The organism is Pandoraea sp. SD6-2 (assembly GCF_000389825.1).
GTDB lineage: Bacteria > Pseudomonadota > Gammaproteobacteria > Burkholderiales > Burkholderiaceae > Pandoraea > Pandoraea communis.
On sequence record NZ_KB944458.1, the window covers coordinates 1 to 17903 of the forward strand.

Below are 17903 nucleotides of genomic sequence, written 5' to 3' on the forward strand. Positions count from 1 at the left end.
GTTATCCGCCACCGTCACCTTCGAGGCGAACGTCGCCTGCGGCAGCTTCGCCAGCGCCGCGAGCATCTGACCGGTTTGATTCGAGTCGTCGTCGATCGCCTGCTTGCCCAGGATCACCAGTTGCGGCTGCTCCTTGTCCACCACCGCCTTGAGCAACTTGGCCACAGCCAGCGGTTGCAGTTCTTCATCCGATTCGATCAGAATCGCGCGATCCGCGCCGATGGCCAGCGCCGTGCGCAGTGTCTCCTGCGCTTGCGCAACGCCCGCCGACACCGCGATCACCTCCGTCGCCACGCCCGCTTCCTTCAGACGCACCGCTTCTTCCACCGCGATTTCGTCGAACGGATTCATCGACATCTTCACGTTCGCGATGTCGACGCCACTGCCGTCGCTCTTCACGCGAACCTTTACGTTGTAATCCACTACCCGTTTGACCGGTACCAGGATCTTCATGCGCAACTCCCTTGAATCAGAAAAACCGGGAGGCGGGCCGACTCGACGGCGCTCGCCCCCTGAGAAGATACGAACTTACTCGATCTCGCGCCCTTTCGTCTCGGGCAACAAGAAGGCGGTGACCAGCACGACAAGATAGGCACCGCCGGCGAACATACCGATGGCAGTTCCCAGGCCACTGGTCTTGGCCAGATAGCCGACCAGACTCGGGAACAGCGCGCCGATGCCGCGCCCGAAGTTATACGCGAAGCCCTGCCCGTTGGCACGCACCGCCGACGGAAACAACTCGGTCAGATAAGCGCCCATGCCACTGAAGATGCCCGATGCGGCGAAACCCAGCGGAAAACCGAGAATCAGCATCTGGTCGTTGCTCAGTTGGAACTGCGTGTAAGCATAGATACTCGCCCCCGACAGCACGGCGAAGATCAGCAGGTTCGCGCGTCGCCCCAGACGGTCGGTCAGATACGCGCCCGTCAAATAGCCGATGAAAGACCCCAGAATGATCACGAGCAAATAGCCGCCGGTGCCGATGACCGAGAGATGACGCTCGGTCTTCAGGAACGTCGGCAGCCATGTCGTCACGGCGTAGTACCCGCCCTGCACGCCGGTGCACAGCAACGCCGAGAGCGCCGTGGTCTTGATGAGTGACGGCGAGAAAATCGCCCACGCCGAGGTGCGCTTGGCCGCGTGCGCCTCCTGCTTGCGCGTGCGCTCGAACAGTTCCGGCTCCGGCACGTTCTTACGAATGAAGAGCACGAACAGCGCCGGGATCACGCCAATCCAGAACAACACGCGCCAAGCGTACTCCTCAGGCAACAACGAGAACGACGCCGTGTAACACAGCGCCGCCACCGCCCAGCCGATAGCCCAGCCGCTTTGCACGGTGCCGACGGCACGCCCGCGATACTCGGTGCGCACGATTTCGCCCATGAGCACCGAGCCGACTGCCCATTCGCCGCCGAAGCCCAGCCCCTGCAAGGCACGCAGCACGAAAATCTGTTCGAAATTCTGCGCAAAGCCGATCAGGACCGTGCAGACGGAGAACCACAGAATCGTCGCTTGCAGAATGCGCACACGGCCGAAGCGGTCGGCAAGCACGCCCGCCACCCAGCCGCCGATGGCCGAGAACAATAGCGTAATGGTGGCCAGCATGCCGGCCTGCGCCTTGTCGATACTGAACACAGTGATCAGCGTCGTGATCACGAAGGTGAATACCATGAAGTCGAGCGCGTCGAGCGCCCAACCGCCAAACGCCGCAATAAAAGTGCGCCGCTCGGTCTTATTCATCTGGCGATACCAATCCATCTTGTCTCCTCCTCTTGTCCCTGCTGAATTGCGAGAGCGCGACATGCGCCCGGATAGGATAAAAATCAGTGGCGAAAAGCGTCAGTACATCGGGCGGCAATACCGCCGCCCGCGACGCCGCATACGCCGGTGCATCGTCAAACCGTTGCCGGGAACCCGTACAGACGTGCCGGGTTGTCCACCAGAATGCGACGCCGCGTATCGGCGTCGGGCGCCCATTGCGGCAGCAGATTGCGCAACGCGCCCGTGTTCGGCATGCGCGTGAGCGACACATGCGGCCAGTCGCTTCCCCAGACCATACGGTCGGGGGCGTCTTCGATCAGGGCTTGCGCGAAGGGGGTCACGTCGTCGAACGACGGGAAACGCTCGCTGATGCGATAGGCCCCCGAGAGCTTGACCCAATAGCCGTGGTCGCGAACGAGCGAGCGCAGCGCCGAGAAGCCAGGCGCGTCGAGCCCTTGCGCAACCGGCGTGTGTCCCATGTGATCGACAATGCCCGGCACCGGCAGCTTCGTCATGCGCGGCATAAGTTCGGGCAACGCGTTCACATCCATCAGGAATTGCATATGCCAGCCAAGATCCTTGATGCGGTGCGCCAGCGCTTCCATCGCCGTGAAGCCGATACCGCCGCCGAACAACACGTTGATACGCAAGCCGCGAACACCTGCCGCGTGCATCGCTTCGAGTTCGGCATCGGTCACATCCGGCGAAACCACGGCGATGCCACGCAGGCGATCGTTGTGACGGCGCAGCGTCTCGAGCATGTAGCGGTTGTCCGTGCCGTAGACACTGATCTGCACGAGCACGCCGTAGGTCATGCCCGTGGCGTCGAGCATCGAGAGGTACTTGTCTTCGGGCGCGGGTGGCGGCGTATAGCTACGCTCGGGCACCATGGGATACGCGTCGCTTGCGGCAACCACATGCGCATGCGTGTCGACGGCACCGAACGGCACGTCGAAGGTGGGTGGATCAATCTCCGGCAGCGGGCCAAGGCACAGCGGCGCTCCGGCGGCAGGCGTTACGGTCATGTCGACTCCTCAGGAGGCGCGAGGGCGACAGTCACAAACGTCGGGCTCACGCCGGGGGGGGTAAAACAGATCGGGCACCGCCACTGCCGGCACCCGTCAGAAGGCAGCCGCTTACAGCAGCTTGCCCGGATTCATAATGCCGGCCGGATCGAAGACGGCCTTGATCTCGCGCATCAGCCGCAGCTCCAGCGGCGACTTGTACTTCGCAAAGTACTCGCGCTTGAGTTGCCCGATGCCATGCTCGGCGCTGATGCTGCCACCGAAGCGCGCCACTTCGTCTAGCACTTCGGCGGTGATCGCCTCGCCATGTCTGACCATGAAGTCCGCCACTTCACCCGCCGGACGCGACAGGTTGTAATGCAGATTGCCGTCGCCAAAGTGACCGAAGATGAACGGCCGCACTTGCGGGCAAACGCGTCGCACACGCACCTCGGCGCTCGTCATGAATTCCGGAATGGCTTCGATCGGCAGCGAGATATCGTGCTTGAGATGCTGGCCGTCTGCGCGTTGCGCCTCTGAGATTTCCTCGCGCAACTTCCACATTTCCTCGACCTGCCCCAGCGTCGACGACACCACGGCATCCGCACACAGATCGCGCTCGATGGCCGTCTCGATCACACGCTCCAGCAAGGCGGCCAACGATTGTTCGTCGGCCGTGTCGGCCAGTTCGATCAGCACATAACCGGCGTGACGCTCGTTGAACGGCGCACGCACACCGGGCACATGTGCCATCACCAGATCAACGCACTCGCCCGTGAAGAACTCGAACGCCTGCATGCGCGGGCCGCATTCGGCAAACAGCAACTCATACAGTTCCAGCGCCTGACGCGGCGACGTCACCGCCGCGATCACGACCTGACGAACGGGTGTCGGTGCGTAGAGGCGAAGCGCCGCCGCCGTTATCACCCCCAGCGTGCCTTCCGAGCCGATCAGCAACTGCTTGAGGTCGTAGCCGGTATTGTCCTTGCGCAGCGTACGCAGGCCATGCAGGATTTCACCGTTCGGCAGCACGGCTTCCACGCCGAGTACGAGTTCGCGCGTCATGCCGTAGCGAACGACGTTCACCCCGCCGGCGTTCGTCGCCAGATTGCCGCCAAGCTGGCATGAGCCTTCGGCCGCGAGACTGAGCGGCAACAGACGATTCGCGTCGCGTGCCGCGCGTTGAAGGTCTTCGAGAATGCAGCCCGCTTCAGCGACCAACGTGTTGGCGATGGTGTCCAGACTACGCACGGCATTCATGCGATCCAGGCTGAGTACCACGTTCTGCGTGGAGGTGTCGGGCGTCGCGCCGCCGCACAGGCCCGTATTGCCGCCGCGCGGCACGACCGGCGTCGCCGTGCTCTGACAAAGCGCGAGAACTTTTGCGACGTCCTCCGTCGTTCGCGGACGCACGACGGCCTGAGCGTTGCCGCGATACATGCCGCGCCAGTCGGCCAGCCACGGGGCCACGTCGTCGGGCGAGGTGAATACACTGTCGGCACCGACAGCGTCGATAAGACGTTGAGCAAAAGCGGAGAGGGTCATAGGATCACGCGTCGGGGGGGTTACGGTGCAGAAGATGGCATCTGACGAGGGTCAGGCCCGGGTCGGCGCAATGGCGCCAGTGATGACGTCGCGTCCAGGCAGCGTCAGCCCCAGACGCGCCGAAGCACGCAGCAGATGCGAGAGCGACGCCGCGCGCGCCAGCAACGGGTCGCGTGCCTTGATGGCGTTGAACACGGCCACGTGCTCCTGATGCACCTGCGCGGCGAGCCCTTCGTGACGCAGCGTGTTCGTGCGCGCCGCCTGCACGACCTGCCGGATTTGCAGGTTCAGATACTGCAAAAGGTCAGCGTAGTAACGGTTATGCGTGGCGCGCGCAATGGCGGCGTGAAACGCGGTGTCGTACTCCACCCCGTTGTCCGCGTGATACAGATTCGTTTCCAGCTTTTCCAGAATGTCGGCGAGCCGGCGAATGTCTTCGTCGGTATGACGAACCGCGGCGAGCGCCGCAGCGGTGCTCTCCAGATCGAGTCGCAATTCGTAGACGCTGGCGAGATCCGCCGCGTCTTGCCCAACGGGAACCTGAAAACCGCTGGACGGCGTGCGCGCCTTTACGGTCACCCCCGCCCCCTGCCGGCTATCGATCAGGCCCTGCGAGCGCAAACGCTCCGTGACCTCACGGATCACCGCCTGACTCACCCCGTACGTTTCGGAGAGTTGCTTGCCGGTCGGCAACTTCGTGCCGACGGGATAGGTGCCCTGCCGGATAGCGTCCTGCAACTGCTGCGCAACCTGCTCGGTCAGGGTCTTGGGCTTGGTCGTCATCCTCTCGCGGCATCTCATATTTTTCTGGTTTGCATGTTATATGAAAACTTTGAGCATTCACCACCGAGTTAACCCTTAGACTCCCGCACCATGAATGACAAAGGCGGCGGGGAGTCTTGCTCCGCCACCGCCTTTTTTTGCTGCGTTGCGACGCTCAGAAACCGATCAGCGCTTCCGTGACGTGGCTCACGTTCGGTGGCGCGGTGAAGCAATCGCTCACGAGCGCGCGCCATTGCTGGAAGGCTTCGGAGTTGCGGAAGTGGACGGTGTGGTCTTCGAGCGTTTCCCACGTCACCACCAAACTGTAGTGGGTCGGCTGCTCGATGGACTTGAGCAGACGCATGCCGTGGCAGCCTTTCGAGCCCTTGAACAGCGGTGCGGCTTTCGCCACACCTTGCTCGAACGCGGCTTCGCTGCCGGGCTTCACTTCGATCTGGGCAATTTCAAAGATCATCGGATTTCCTAGAGGGTTTGGGTGTAGTGGTGCGAGTGTCGATCCTGTTGTCGTCGCACGAAGGCGCCGCGAGAACGCTCGATTCTATACCGCACATTCGTGTGATGCATCGCATGCGGCGCCCCCCCCTACCATTCCGCATTTTCCACTTGCGTCACTCGCGTCTGCGCACGGACTTCGGTCATCCGTCGGCCACACAGCACCATGAGCGTGCAGTCCGCCACCCCATTTTCACTTCACCTGACAAAACATCGATAAAAATCAAATACCTGAAAAATGCTGGCATCGCTCTTGCATATCTTCCTTCTTCTTTATGTTTGCACCAAAAGAGCACATTCATGCCCAATTCCAATACACCCGGCGACGTGCTGTTCCTTCTGCTCGGCGCGATCCTGGTGCTTGCCATGCACGCCGGCTTTGCGTTTCTCGAACTCGGCACCGTCCGCAAGAAGAATCAGGTCAACGCCCTCGTCAAGATCCTGACCGACTTTGCCGTCTCCGGACTCGCGTACTTCTTTATCGGCTATCCGCTGGCGTACGGCGTCGACTTCTGGTCGAGCGCCACGGTGCTGTCCGAACACAACGGCTACGCGCTGATTCGCTTCTTCTTCCTGCTGACGTTTGCGGCCGCGATTCCCGCCATCGTCTCAGGCGGCATTGCCGAACGTGCGAAGTTTCACCCTCAGTCGGTGGCGACCTTCTTCCTTGTCGGCGTGATCTATCCGTTCTTCGAGGGCATTGCGTGGAACGGACATCTCGGCATTCAGGACTGGCTCACGCGTGTCTTGGGTGCGCCCTTTCACGATTTCGCAGGCTCGGTGGTCGTGCATGCGGTCGGCGGCTGGATCGGGCTGGCGGCAGTGCTGCATCTCGGCGCACGCCGGGGACGCTACAACGGGCAGGGGCAAGTGGCCGCGCATCCGCCGTCGTCGATCCCCTTTCTGGCCCTCGGCGCGTGGATTCTGATCGTCGGCTGGTTCGGTTTCAACGTGATGAGCGCGCAGCGTGTGGGCGGCATCTCCGGGCTGGTCGCGGTCAACTCGCTCATGGCGATGGTCGGCGGCACTCTCGTGGCGATGTGGATCGGCAAGGATGACCCCGGCTTCGTTCACAACGGCCCGCTCGCGGGGCTGGTCGCCGTGTGTGCCGGTTCGGACGTCATGCATCCGCTCGGCGCCCTCGTCGTGGGTGCCGTCGCGGGCGGCCTGTTCGTGTGGCTCTTCACGGTGACGCAGAACCGGCTGCGCATCGACGACGTGCTCGGCGTCTGGCCGTTGCATGGCGTGTGCGGCATCTGGGGAGGACTGGCGGCAGGCATCTTCGGACAGACGGCACTCGGCGGACTGGGCGGCGTGAGCTTCGTCGCGCAGGTTGCCGGGACGGTGATGGGCGTGGCGATTGCCTTCGCCGGAGGTTACGTCGTGTACGGCATCATCAAGCGCAGCGTCGGTCTGCGGCTCGACGACGAACAGGAGTACTACGGCGCCGACCTCTCGATCCACAAGATCACCGCGACACCGGAACGCGAGACGAACTGGTAAGTGCGCCAGTGAAGACAAACAATCATTGTTTGCCTTCGTGCGTCAGCGCGACGTGCTGCCGCCACCCACTCAGACCCGAGTCGATTCAACATCGATATGCGCAACACCGGACCGTGTGCGCGTCACACCCGCCGGGTCGTCCGGCGGCGATTCGACATCGCGCGCCGCTCCCGCGCACGATGACGACGACACCGCCCGCTCCAGCAGCGCCGAACTCCAGTGCTGATACAGCAGCAATAGCCGATACGACGCGCGCGCCGGGGTTGCAACGCCCCACCGCCACGCGTCGCCCGTCCAGCGATGTCCCCAAGGACTCTCCCCCGGTTTCAGGCTCAGATAGCTGATGCCATCGACGCATGACGTATGGCATAGCACGCCGAACCGCTCGCAAGCGCAATCGATCTCGCTTGCCGTCAACGACCCGCCCGAAGCGAGTAAGTGCTCGCGCAGCGCGTCATGCGATGCGATCTTCGTCAGGAGCGGCGTGTCGCAGTGCGCGCAGAGCTGCGTCATGCGCGCTACGCGGTGAAGCACCGCCGTCTGGTCCGCAGCAGGCACGTCTGCGAGCCGCGCACAAAGCAACTGCCACCGATGCGTCAAGTCTTGTGCGTCAAGCGTGAACGCGGTATTGCGCGCCCATGTGCCCAGCAGACTCGTCACTGCGCGACAGGAATCGAGCATGAGACCCGCCACGCGCAAGATGCCCCGGTAGCCGTTGATTTCGGCCGGCGGACTCGTGAACCACGACGGCGCCCAGAGCCCCAGTCGCGCGGGCGGTATCGCCGTATTGGCAAATGTGAAAAGCGTCGCCACGTCGCGAGCCCGCGTGAGCGCGCCTAACGTGTTGCGCCACGATGCAGGTTCCGTCGGCGGCGGCATCGCGACACACGCCTCCAGCAACCGGCACCCCGCGTCCATGCGTTTGAGCACTTCGTCGACCGCGTGATGACGAATCAGCGTCGGCGAACCGAGCGACTGCGTGATCACCCCCTTCGCGCCCTCGAACGCCAGCAGCGTCCAGTCGGCCCAGGGCACCCCGAATGGCGTGTTCGCTAGCGCAGCACCGCGAACGGTGGCTTGCGGGCCGTCACCCTCCGTTGCCCCCTGTTGATGAAAGCACGCGGCGATGATCGCGAGCATCGACAGATTGCCGACCAGGGACAACGCGTCGCGCGCCCCTCGAAAGTGCCACCCCCGGTCGCCCGTCGCGGCGATCGTCTCGAGCCATTGCGCAATATCGCGGTGCACCTGCTCGACCGCGATGCCGCCGGAGACGAAAAGGCCGGGAGCCGCGAGCGCGGCGTCGCCGTGAGTGGGCGCCAACATCGCTTCGACCTGCGCCAGCGTGTCGCCCAGACGCGCATCTCGCTTGTGTGCAAGATCGAACTCCTTGCGGTAGAAGTGCTGACATGGCCCGGTACTCACCCACAATCCCGCCCACGCCTGGGCAAATGCACGCGCCAGCTCAGGGTCGATACGAGGCGACGCGTCGATGCCGTTGCGCCGTGCGTTGCGGGCCGCGTTAGCTGTTCGCTCCAGACCTTCGCCAAGCCCATTTGCCCCGGAGCGATGCTGCACCGACGCCTCATGTATGTCCGCCAGATCAATGTCTGGCGTCGTGCGCCTGCTGACGTTCCCACCGTTTGCGCCTACACCGTTCGGGTACCCCATCGCTCCCTCCCACATCGTCGCCGCCGGGCGTGCCGGCAAACCGTCGACTATAGACAGACGGTGCCGAACGCGTAGCACCCCGTCGAGCGGACACGCACGCCGGCCCCGGCAATCCGGTCTCGACGGCACCGAACGTCGCGCACAGCCCCCTCCCCAGCGAGTACCCACTTACGCAGCTTGCACAAGCGCGGGAATGCCCCCCTCTCGCCAAGTGCCAATGCGGCGCGGTAGACTTTCGCCAAACCTGACATCTGCGGCCCTGTTTGCACGCTTTGGCGAGTCCCCACTTCGCTGACATCGCTGCAAAGCCAGTGTGCCGATGCCACCCCTGCCAATCGGCCAACGATCACGACCTTTCGACGGCCTAACGCGAGCGCACCTGTCGCGCCCCCTAGCTCCTTATGTCCAACACCCCTTCTCAAGCGTCTGCCGCCACCGCGCTTCCCCTCGTCCCGCTCACACCCGACGAGATGCCGCTGGGAGAAGCCCTGCCCTGGGCTATCGTCGATAAAAACGGAGAACCGTTGCTCGCCGAAGGCGACATGATTCCCACGCAGGCCGGACGCGACTGGCTCTTCACCTCGTTCGCGCCGCACCGGGTGGCGAATCTCGGCGAAGACGACGCGACGCTGGCCGACGTGGCTCCGTCACCGGTGCCGGCCACCGGCGAGCCAACGTCCGCCACTGGGACACCCCCACCGCAGTACGCGCTCACCGACCTCAATCTGCGCCCCGGCGACTGGCTACAAATTCAATTGCCGCCAGGGGCCGGATCGCAGCGGGTGCGCACGCGCGTCATTGGTCATGCACCGAATCAGATGCTGTTCGTCACGGCGCCGACCGGCCGCACTGCGCCTCCCGCCTTGCAAGTGAGCGAGCGGCTTGAACTGTGGACTTTCTCGGGGGAGGACATTTACCACTTCGTCTGTACCGTCGAACGTGTCGAGCGAGCGCCGTTCGATTACGCCATTCTCTCGGCACCCGCGCAAATTCGCCGCAAGGTACTGCGCCGTTCGCAACGCGTGTCTGCGAAGCTGATCGCGTCGGTCGTCGCGGGTGAGGCGCGTCACCTCGCATTGCTACAGGACGTGAGCGCCGAAGGCGTTTCACTGCTGGCGGACACATCGCTTGGCGCACCCGGCGAAAGCATGCAACTGGCGTTTCGCGTGCGTGTCGGTGATATCGACATGCCCATCGACGCCGCCGGCACGATTCGCGGCGTTCACCAAGGCGATGACGGAAGCTATCTTCACGGCATCGAATTGCCCGTGCTCGAACCCTCGCATTACGTCGCACTGAAGTGCTACGTCTATGAGCGCCTGCTCGCGCTCGGGGGGGCCTGATGGCAAAGCCGAAGTCTGTGCCGGCCGAGCGGCCCCGCACACTCGCCAGTCAGACACTTTTCCGCGGTCTCGATATCGTGGAAGCGGTCGCCGCCGGCATCGACACCGTGCCGGCCCTCTGCGCGCACACCGGCATCACGCCGTCGACGACGCATCGCATTGCATCGGCCCTGGTGCACGCGGGGTATTTGCGATTCGAACCGCGTCGCGGTTATCGCCTGGGCAACAAGCTCATCGAGTTGGGTTTTCTCGCGTATCGTCAGATCGACTTGCCGCGTGTCGCCCGGCCGACGCTGGAGCAGTTGGCGAGCGAGACGCAGGACACCGTGCATCTGGCCGTCGCCGATGGCTGGGAGGTGATGTACCTCGACAAATTGCCGGGGCAACGCGCCGTGGAAATCAGCTCGCGCATCGGCGGTCGCAAGCCGATCTGCGTGACCGGCGTGGGTAAGGCGCTGCTGCTCGATCAGGACAAAGCGCAATGGCAGGCGCAGCTCGAGCACTATCAGGCGGAGCGGCCCTCGCATCCGATCGACACGGCGGCATGGCTCGCTCGCATGCATGACTATGCCCGCCACGGTTACGCCTTCGATCTGGAAGACGACACCCCGCAGATCCGCTGCGTAGCGGCCCCGGTGTACGACGCAAGCCAACATATCGTGGCCGCCATCAGTGTCTCGAGTACGACCAAGTACATGAGCCGCGAGCGCATGCAGGAACTCGTGCCACGCGTGAAAGACGCCGCGGCACAGATCAGCCGTCAGCTCGGGTGGTCCGGCAGCGCACGCTGATTCCCGTCATCGACAGACGAAAAAAGCCGGCCCCTGCCTGAAGAGGCGGGGGCCGGCATCGCTACCGCGTCGGAGATGCTACGTCAGGCAGCGCGACGCTTGAGCAGATCGAGCGCAACGTCGACGATCATGTCCTCCTGACCGCCCACCATGCGACGCTGCCCCAGCTCGACGAGAATGTCGACGGTCTTGAGGTCATAGCGTGCCGCAGCAGCTTCGGCGTGACGCAGGAAGCTCGAGTACACACCGGCGTAGCCGAGTGCCAGCGTCTCACGGTCCACCCGCACGGCACGATCTTGCAGCGGACGCACGATGTCATCGGCCGCGTCCATCAGCGTGTACAGATCGCAGCCGTGGTTCCAGCCCAGACGCGACGCCGCCGCGATGAACACTTCCAGCGGCGCGTTCCCCGCGCCTGCCCCCATGCCCGCAAGGCTGGCGTCGATGCGATCGCAGCCCTCTTCCACGGCCACGATGGAGTTCGCCACCCCCAGGCTCAGGTTGTGGTGGGCGTGCATGCCCGTAAGCGTCTCGGGCTTGAGCACATCCTTGAATGCGCGGAAGCGGTCTCGCACATCGTTCATGCCCAGCGCACCGCCCGAATCGACCACATAGATGCAGGTCGCGCCGTACGACTCCATCAGTTTGGCCTGCTCGGCCAGATGCTGAGGCGTGGTCATGTGGCTCATCATCAGGAAGCCGACGGTATCCATGCCCAACTCGCGCGCGTATGCAATGTGCTGGCGGGAGACGTCGGCTTCGGTGCAGTGCGTTGCGACACGAACCACGCGAGCGCCGGCGTCGTAGGCTTCGCGCAGATCGTGCACGGTGCCCACGCCCGGCAGTAACAGCGTGGCGACCTTGGCATGCGTCACCGTCTCCGCTACGGCAGCGATCCACTCGAGATCGGTGTGTGCGCCAAAGCCATAGTTGAAGCTCGAACCGGCGAGGCCGTCGCCGTGCGCCACTTCGATGGAATCGACGCGGGCGGCATCCAGCGCGGCGGCAATCGCCTTCACGTTGGCAATGCTGTACTGGTGACGAATCGCGTGGCTGCCGTCGCGCAGCGTCACGTCGGAGATATAGAGCTTTTTCTGCGTCATGATGGGATGTGTCTCCTGATAGCGCGCGACGTTCAAGCGGCAAGCGCCAGGCGAGTGGCGGCAATACGATCGGCACAGGCCAGCGCGGCGCTGGTCATGATGTCGAGGTTGCCCGCGTAGGCCGGCAAATAATGCGCGGCACCTTCCACTTCGAGGAAGACCGAAGTCTTCAAGCCGGTGAGCTTACCCAGCCCCGGTACGTTCAGCGCCCGCGAAGCGTCGAACAACTCGAACTGCACTTGTTGCTTGAGACGGTAGCCCGGCACGTAGGCATGCACCTTGTCGACCATCGCCTGAATACTGGCTTCGATGGCAGCCTGATCGCCCGGCTCCGACAGCACGAACACCGTATCGCGCATGATGAGCGGCGGCTCGGCCGGGTTCAGCACGATGATCGCCTTGCCGCGCGAGGCACCGCCCAGCACTTCGATCGCCTTCGACGTCGTTTCGGTGAACTCGTCGATATTGGCGCGTGTGCCGGGACCGGCCGACTTGCTCGAGATCGATGCGACGATCTCCGCGTAATGCACCTTCGCCACTTGCGAGATAGCCGCCACCATGGGAATCGTCGCCTGACCGCCGCACGTCACCATGTTGATGTTGCGCGCGTCCAGATGCGCGTCGAGGTTGATCGACGGGATCACGTACGGGCCGATGGCCGCAGGCGTCAGATCGATCACCTGCACGCCGCGCGCTTGCAACAGCGCGTTGTGATGCGCATGCGCCTTGGCCGACGTGGCGTCGAATGCAATGCGAATGTCTTCGAAGCCCGGCATCGCCAGCAGACCGTCGATACCGCCGGCCGTGACCGGCACGCCCAGCCGCTGCGCGCGCGCCAAACCATCCGAGGCCGGATCGATACCGACCATCGCCCCCATTTCCAGATGCTCGCTGTTACGCATCACCTTGATCATCAGGTCGGTGCCAATGTTGCCCGAGCCAATGATCGCCACTTTCTGTTTGTGTCGTTCCGTCACTGTCGTCTCCTGAACGTGTCCGTCCGCCGGTATGAGGCGCATCGTAATTCCGCGACAACTTAAATGTCAATATGTAAACATTGATCTCATATATTGAGATCAATGACGAGCATGGCTTATCCACACTTTTTGTTCACAAGCCCGTTGATAACTTGCGGAAAAGCATGACAAGTCGCTGATTCGACAGGGAAGAATTGCCGCGCGCGAAAGTTGTGCCGTGTGCTGCAAAACAAGGCGTGGCGCGGGTTTAGCCAAGGATGGGTTATCCACAGAATCTGTTTGCAAGCCAGTGGACAACTCGCGGATAGACGACTCAAGTCCTTGATCGGGTGGAGGAAAAATGCGGCGCGCATTTGCTGCGCCCTCCCGGTAACCTGTGGAGCGCCAGTCTTCGCGCGGCCCGAGGCGTGCACCACCGGGTCTGCACCGCTCGGTGTTATCCACAGAAAATGTTCACAACCCGGTGAATAACACGTCGATATCCGCGATATCTCATTGACGCAAAAGGACATCTTTGCCGCGCAACAGGTTGGGTCAATCAACGCTTCGTCAGTGAGCATTCGTGCAAAATGACGGCGTTTCGAACTTTTGCGATGACGGTGAGGTCTAGAGAGACTTGAATGCCGGTCACGCGACGCATTGCGGTAATGCCGCCAATGTCCGCCATGTCCCTTTGTCCGCACGATGTCGACACTTGCCGTCGACACGTTTCTCGCAAGAAGACACACTCAACCATGCCTACGAACCCCCGACTCAACGGGCGGCTCGCGCTATCGATTCGACTCGCACCGCTTGCCTCCCCCTGCCTGAAGCCGCCACGCACTCGGCACCGCTCGCTCGCCGCCCTCGGCGCCGCATCGATATTCCTGTCGCCGCTCGCAGCGCAGGCCAACGACGCTCCCGGCGGCATTTCGACCTGGGCCGGCGCCATCGTCGATGAATTCCGCGACGTGGCGACACAAGGCGCAAGCGATCTGTACGTGCCGCTGCATACGCATCACCTGCGCTTCGCGTACACCCGCGAAAAAATCGCCCAGTACAACGAAAACCCGTGGGGGCTCGGCTACGGCCGCGTGCTGTCCGACGGCAAGAACGGCTCACGCATGCTATACGCCATGGCGTTCAAAGATTCGCACAACGACTGGTCGCCAATGGCGGGTTATGGGCGAATCTGGAACATCGCGAATGCCGGCCCAGTTCGATTCGGCCTCGGCTACACCGTCTTTCTGATGTCGCGCTCCGACACGCTCCGCGGCGTGCCCTTCCCTGCCGCGCTGCCCCTCGCAGAAATCGGCGTGGGGCGTGCATCCGTGTCGACCGCCTACGTGCCGGGCGGCAAAGGCAACGGCAACGTGTTGTTCATCTTCGGGCGCTACACGTTCGGCAAGCCGGGCTGAACTCCCTCTTCAACTGGCCGCTCACGTCGGCTTCACGGCCGCTTTCTCATCGGTGGCATCGGTGCCGGATGCCGATTCGGTCATGGTGCGCGCGCACCATGTACCGAATCCGGCGATGTAGCCGTAGGCCAGCGCGGGGACAAGGAACGACAGCACGATCCCGATACTGTCCGCCAGCGCGCCTTGCAGGTACGGCAATATCGCGCCGCCGACAATCGCCATGCAGATCAACCCGCCGCCCTCGCTCACCCGCGCACCGAGCCCGCCCACGGAGAGCGAGAAAATCGTGGGAAACATGATCGCGTTGCCAAGGCCGCAAGCCAGCAACAGCCACATCGCGAACGACGCAGGCAACGCCAGCGACGCGAGAATCAGCGTCAGGTTGTAAAGCGCGCACAGGCTCAAGAGTCGTCCCGCCGACACCTTGCGCAGCAGCCACGCCCCCACGAATCTCCCCACCATCGCCCCACCCCAGTAAAACGCCAGATAACGGCTCGCATGCGCGTGGTCGAGAATGCCCGTGCCCGTTTGCGTCAGGTAGACGATCAGGAAGCTGCCGATACTGACTTCAGCCCCGACATAAAGAAATAGCGCCACGATGCCGTAACGCAATGGACGGTGTGCCATCAAGCTACGTACGTTAACAAGCAAGCCCGGCGATGTGGCATCGGCGGTGGGCCGCTCGGGCAGCGTCAGTCGCCAGAGCACCACACCGCCGATGGCGAGCACCGCGGCGAGCAAGCCGTAGGGACCTCGTACGCTATCGACGGCATGAGCACTGGCTGTCGTTGTCTGCGGCGCGAGGATCCAGAGCGCGGCCAGCGGCGGCCCGACGGTCGTTCCCAGCGAGTTGAACGCTTGCACGAGTGTGAGGCGGCTTGCCGCAGCACCGCGCGAGCCCAAGGTTTCGACATAGGCGTTCACGGCGACTTGCAGCAGGGTAATGCCGCTCGCCAGCACGAAAAGCGCGGCAAGAAAGCAGAGATAGGACGTCAGCGCAGCGGCCGGAAAGAACAGTGCGCAGCCCAGACCCGCCAACCACAGGGAACTGGCCAGCGCACGTCGATAGCCGACGCGCGCGGTGTATTGCCCCGCCGGGTACGACACCACGAAATAGGCAGCAAAGAAACTGGATTGAATCAGCGCCGCGTCGCGATAGGTCAGGTCGAAGGCCGCCTTGAAATGAGGCACGAGAATATCGTTCAGCGACGTAATGAGCCCCATGGCGAAGAAAAGCGCCGCGAGCATCGCAAGGACGCGATTCACAGACGGCATGGGGGATGTTGGGGAGTCATTGGGAGGGGGTAAATCGGAACGGCCGGGGGCATTCGTGCGATCGACAAGCATGCATGTCTCCAGAAGCCAACGGGCAGTGGCTCATTGAATGAGGGGCCAATGCCCGTCAGTGTAGAACGCGCTATCGATGCCGGGATACGGGCGAATTCTCATAATTGCGTGACGCTGCGATGGCATGCGATACGCCGTCGAGCCCCCGTTTCCCCTTGTTTTTCGCTGTTTTCGGCGCTTGTCAGCCGACGTCTTTTGATCGACTATCCGCAGGCATAGGATATGCCGCCACATTCGAGGAAACATCATGCGGGGTTTCAGTTCTTTAAGGATCGCGACGGGATGGCTCGTCGCGGGCATGCTCGGCCTGGCCGCGCAGGCACAGGCACAGTCCGGTGGCGCGTCGCGCGCTCCGGTCGCCGCGTGCAATTGCGCGCAGATCATTGCCGACTGCTCGGCCTCCGTGTCGGTGGTCCCGACACGCGCCACCAACAGTGTTTTCTCTGCCGACGTCGTGCTGCAAACCGACGCCCCCTCGTGCGCCAAGGTCGACTATCAGCTCGACGACACGCCTTACGTCACGATTTTGCGTGACGGCGCTCAGGGCGGGCAGCGGCTCTATGGTACGCGTCCGCTAACGCGCAACAGTCTCTCTCACATGTCGTGTCATGTGTGCGCAGCGGCCTCTGCACCGGTGCCGAACGATGGCCTGCCACCCGATATGGCGCGTGTGGACGGTGCACCAGGCACGTTCAGCGCGGCGCCCGCCGCAGTGCAACCGTCGCCCGGCAACACCAGCACTTACGCACCGCCCGCTGCTGCGTCGCAAAATGCCGCTATCGCGGCGACGGCCCCGCAAACCAGCACCCCGCTGCCGAGCGCCATTGGCGACACGCCGGGGCTGAACGCGGTGAACGCCACGAGCGCCGGCTCGCCGGAAGTCGCACGCGACGTCGCGGCAATCGATGCGCCGCCGCCCGCAGGGGCCACGCTCGTCACACCGCCGATCGCCCCAGGCACCGCTGCGCAGGCCGGCGCGCCAGCACCGTTGCGCGTCGTGAATCCGTCGGGACGCTGGCGTGGTCTGTGCACAAACGCACCGCCGTGGTGGGGTTTTTGGGGCTCGCCGATGACACGGCTGATGGCGCTTGCGCTCAACGGCGCGCAAGTCACCGGCAGTATCGACGACGTCGAACCGAACATTCACACCTCCGTGCAGGGCACGCTTGCGGGTGATCGTCTGCAACTCGCAGGCAGCTATGGCGCGAAGCACAACATCACTTTTGGCCCCGACGGCACGACGCTCACCGACGCTTGGTGCAACGGCGATGGCCGTTGCGAAACCTGCGAAATGCAGCGTTTCTAAGGGTTTCGGGGCCTTCGAGGTGGATAGCGATGCCTGATACGCGCACAAAAATCGCGTAAAAAAATCCGGCGAAACCCGCGAAGAAATCGCGCCAGGAATTCACGGCGACAGGAACGAATCGGCACGTTGCGAACGAAACGACTCGAAATGCAGCGCCGATCACCGCTCAGCCTTGTGCGGCAAGCGCGCAACATAATTCGCGCACTACTCTCACAAAGCGATTTCTTAGGTAGAATCGTCGGCGCAGCAAGACGTATCATTCGGGTGGCCGTTCTCCGACGGCACTTTCTTATTCTCATCGATTGGATCGATATGGCAACGGCAAAGAAAGCAGCAGCAAAGAAGGCCCCTGTGGCGAAAAAAGCTCCGGCAGCAAAGAAGGCTCCGGTAGCGAAAAAGGCAGCCCCGAAGGCAGCTCCCAAGGCAGCCCCGAAGGCAGCCGCCAGCGGCAAGGTTTCGCCGATCAAGGAAGCGTTCAACAAGACCCAGCTCGCAGCGCACCTCGCCGAACAATCGGCTGTCGCCGTGAAGGAAGTCAAGGCAGTGCTGGCCGCGCTCGAGAACACCATCGTCAGCTCGCTGCACAAGAAGGGCGCTGGCGAATTCACGCTGCATGGCCTGTTCAAGGTCACGTCGCAACAAATCGCTGCCAAGGCGAAGCGTTTCGGCAAGGACCCGTTCACGGGTCAAGAGCGTTGGTTCCCGGCCAAGCCGGCTTCGGTGCGCGTGAAGGTTCGCCCGCTGAAGAAGGTCAAGGACGCTGCCCAGTAAGTCTTGCTGTCGCGCCGCCGTGGCATCTGCGGCAGCGCGAATGGCAAAGACCCGGCAGGCAAGGCCTGAATACGGTGCCGATTTCCGGCACCGTTTTTTTTCGTCCTCA

The 17903-nt window shown here is 63.1% G+C and carries 15 protein-coding genes and 1 pseudogene; 6 read left to right on the forward strand and 10 right to left on the reverse strand.

The window, feature by feature from the left end:
- From C266_RS25230 to C266_RS25255, 6 genes and pseudogenes are all read right to left on the reverse strand, one after another.
- Positions 1–453, reverse strand: a pseudogene (locus C266_RS25230) (electron transfer flavoprotein subunit beta/FixA family protein); the annotation flags it as partial.
- 75 nt (positions 454–528) lie between these two features.
- Positions 529–1758 carry an MFS transporter gene (locus C266_RS25235; protein WP_010805283.1) on the reverse strand — a complete coding sequence of 410 codons (1230 nt, stop codon included), beginning with the start codon at positions 1756–1758 and terminating at the stop codon, positions 529–531.
- Positions 1759–1895: 137 nt separating this feature from the next.
- Complete coding sequence (locus tag C266_RS25240; protein WP_010805284.1) at positions 1896–2786, reverse strand: amidohydrolase; 891 nt, start codon at positions 2784–2786, stop codon at positions 1896–1898.
- 111 nt (positions 2787–2897) lie between these two features.
- Complete coding sequence (locus tag C266_RS25245; protein ID WP_010805285.1) at positions 2898–4310, reverse strand: FAD-binding oxidoreductase; 1413 nt, start codon at positions 4308–4310, stop codon at positions 2898–2900.
- A gap of 51 nt (positions 4311–4361) precedes the next feature.
- Entirely contained in the window at positions 4362–5093 is a 732-nt protein-coding gene (locus tag C266_RS25250; RefSeq protein WP_010805286.1) for a FadR/GntR family transcriptional regulator, read from the reverse strand.
- 154 nt (positions 5094–5247) lie between these two features.
- Positions 5248–5547, reverse strand: coding sequence for an antibiotic biosynthesis monooxygenase (locus C266_RS25255; RefSeq protein WP_010805287.1), 300 nt, complete (start codon positions 5545–5547; stop codon positions 5248–5250).
- 338 nt (positions 5548–5885) lie between these two features.
- Here C266_RS25255 and C266_RS25260 point away from each other — a divergent pair, with 338 nt between their 5' ends.
- Complete coding sequence (locus C266_RS25260; RefSeq protein WP_010805288.1) at positions 5886–7088, forward strand: ammonium transporter; 1203 nt, start codon at positions 5886–5888, stop codon at positions 7086–7088.
- A gap of 69 nt (positions 7089–7157) precedes the next feature.
- Here C266_RS25260 and C266_RS25265 read toward each other — a convergent pair whose 3' ends face one another.
- Positions 7158–8666, reverse strand: a complete 1509-nt coding sequence (locus tag C266_RS25265) for a hypothetical protein (RefSeq protein ID WP_144265928.1) — start codon at positions 8664–8666, stop codon at positions 7158–7160.
- A 494-nt stretch (positions 8667–9160) separates the two neighbouring features.
- On the opposite strand from C266_RS25265, the gene C266_RS25270 reads away from it, so the two are divergent.
- A complete protein-coding gene (locus C266_RS25270; RefSeq protein WP_081636416.1) occupies positions 9161–10102 on the forward strand; it encodes a flagellar brake protein in 942 nt (313 codons plus the stop codon).
- Complete coding sequence (locus C266_RS25275; RefSeq protein WP_010805291.1) at positions 10102–10893, forward strand: IclR family transcriptional regulator; 792 nt, start codon at positions 10102–10104, stop codon at positions 10891–10893. The genes C266_RS25270 and C266_RS25275 overlap by 1 nt, the downstream gene beginning before the upstream one ends.
- Before the next feature lie 83 nt (positions 10894–10976).
- Here C266_RS25275 and dmpG read toward each other — a convergent pair whose 3' ends face one another.
- The gene (gene dmpG / locus C266_RS25280) at positions 10977–11996 is read right to left on the reverse strand and encodes a 4-hydroxy-2-oxovalerate aldolase (RefSeq protein WP_010805292.1); all 1020 of its coding nucleotides are present in this window, start codon (positions 11994–11996) and stop codon (positions 10977–10979) included.
- Between the two features lie 32 nt (positions 11997–12028).
- Positions 12029–12973 (reverse strand): acetaldehyde dehydrogenase (acetylating), encoded by a 945-nt coding sequence (locus C266_RS25285; RefSeq protein ID WP_010805293.1) that lies wholly within the window; start codon positions 12971–12973, stop codon positions 12029–12031.
- Between the two features lie 734 nt (positions 12974–13707).
- Between C266_RS25285 and pagP the strand changes: the two genes are divergently transcribed.
- The gene (gene pagP / locus C266_RS25290) at positions 13708–14370 is read left to right on the forward strand and encodes a lipid IV(A) palmitoyltransferase PagP (RefSeq protein ID WP_010805294.1); all 663 of its coding nucleotides are present in this window, start codon (positions 13708–13710) and stop codon (positions 14368–14370) included.
- 21 nt (positions 14371–14391) lie between these two features.
- Here pagP and C266_RS25295 read toward each other — a convergent pair whose 3' ends face one another.
- Positions 14392–15717, reverse strand: coding sequence for a sugar MFS transporter (locus C266_RS25295; protein WP_246831229.1), 1326 nt, complete (start codon positions 15715–15717; stop codon positions 14392–14394).
- Between the two features lie 247 nt (positions 15718–15964).
- Here C266_RS25295 and C266_RS25300 point away from each other — a divergent pair, with 247 nt between their 5' ends.
- Both C266_RS25300 and C266_RS25305 read left to right on the forward strand, forming a co-directional pair.
- Positions 15965–17023 (forward strand): hypothetical protein, encoded by a 1059-nt coding sequence (locus tag C266_RS25300; protein ID WP_010805296.1) that lies wholly within the window; start codon positions 15965–15967, stop codon positions 17021–17023.
- A gap of 312 nt (positions 17024–17335) precedes the next feature.
- Positions 17336–17794 (forward strand): HU family DNA-binding protein, encoded by a 459-nt coding sequence (locus C266_RS25305; RefSeq protein ID WP_010805297.1) that lies wholly within the window; start codon positions 17336–17338, stop codon positions 17792–17794.
- Positions 17795–17903: the final 109 nt, after the last annotated feature.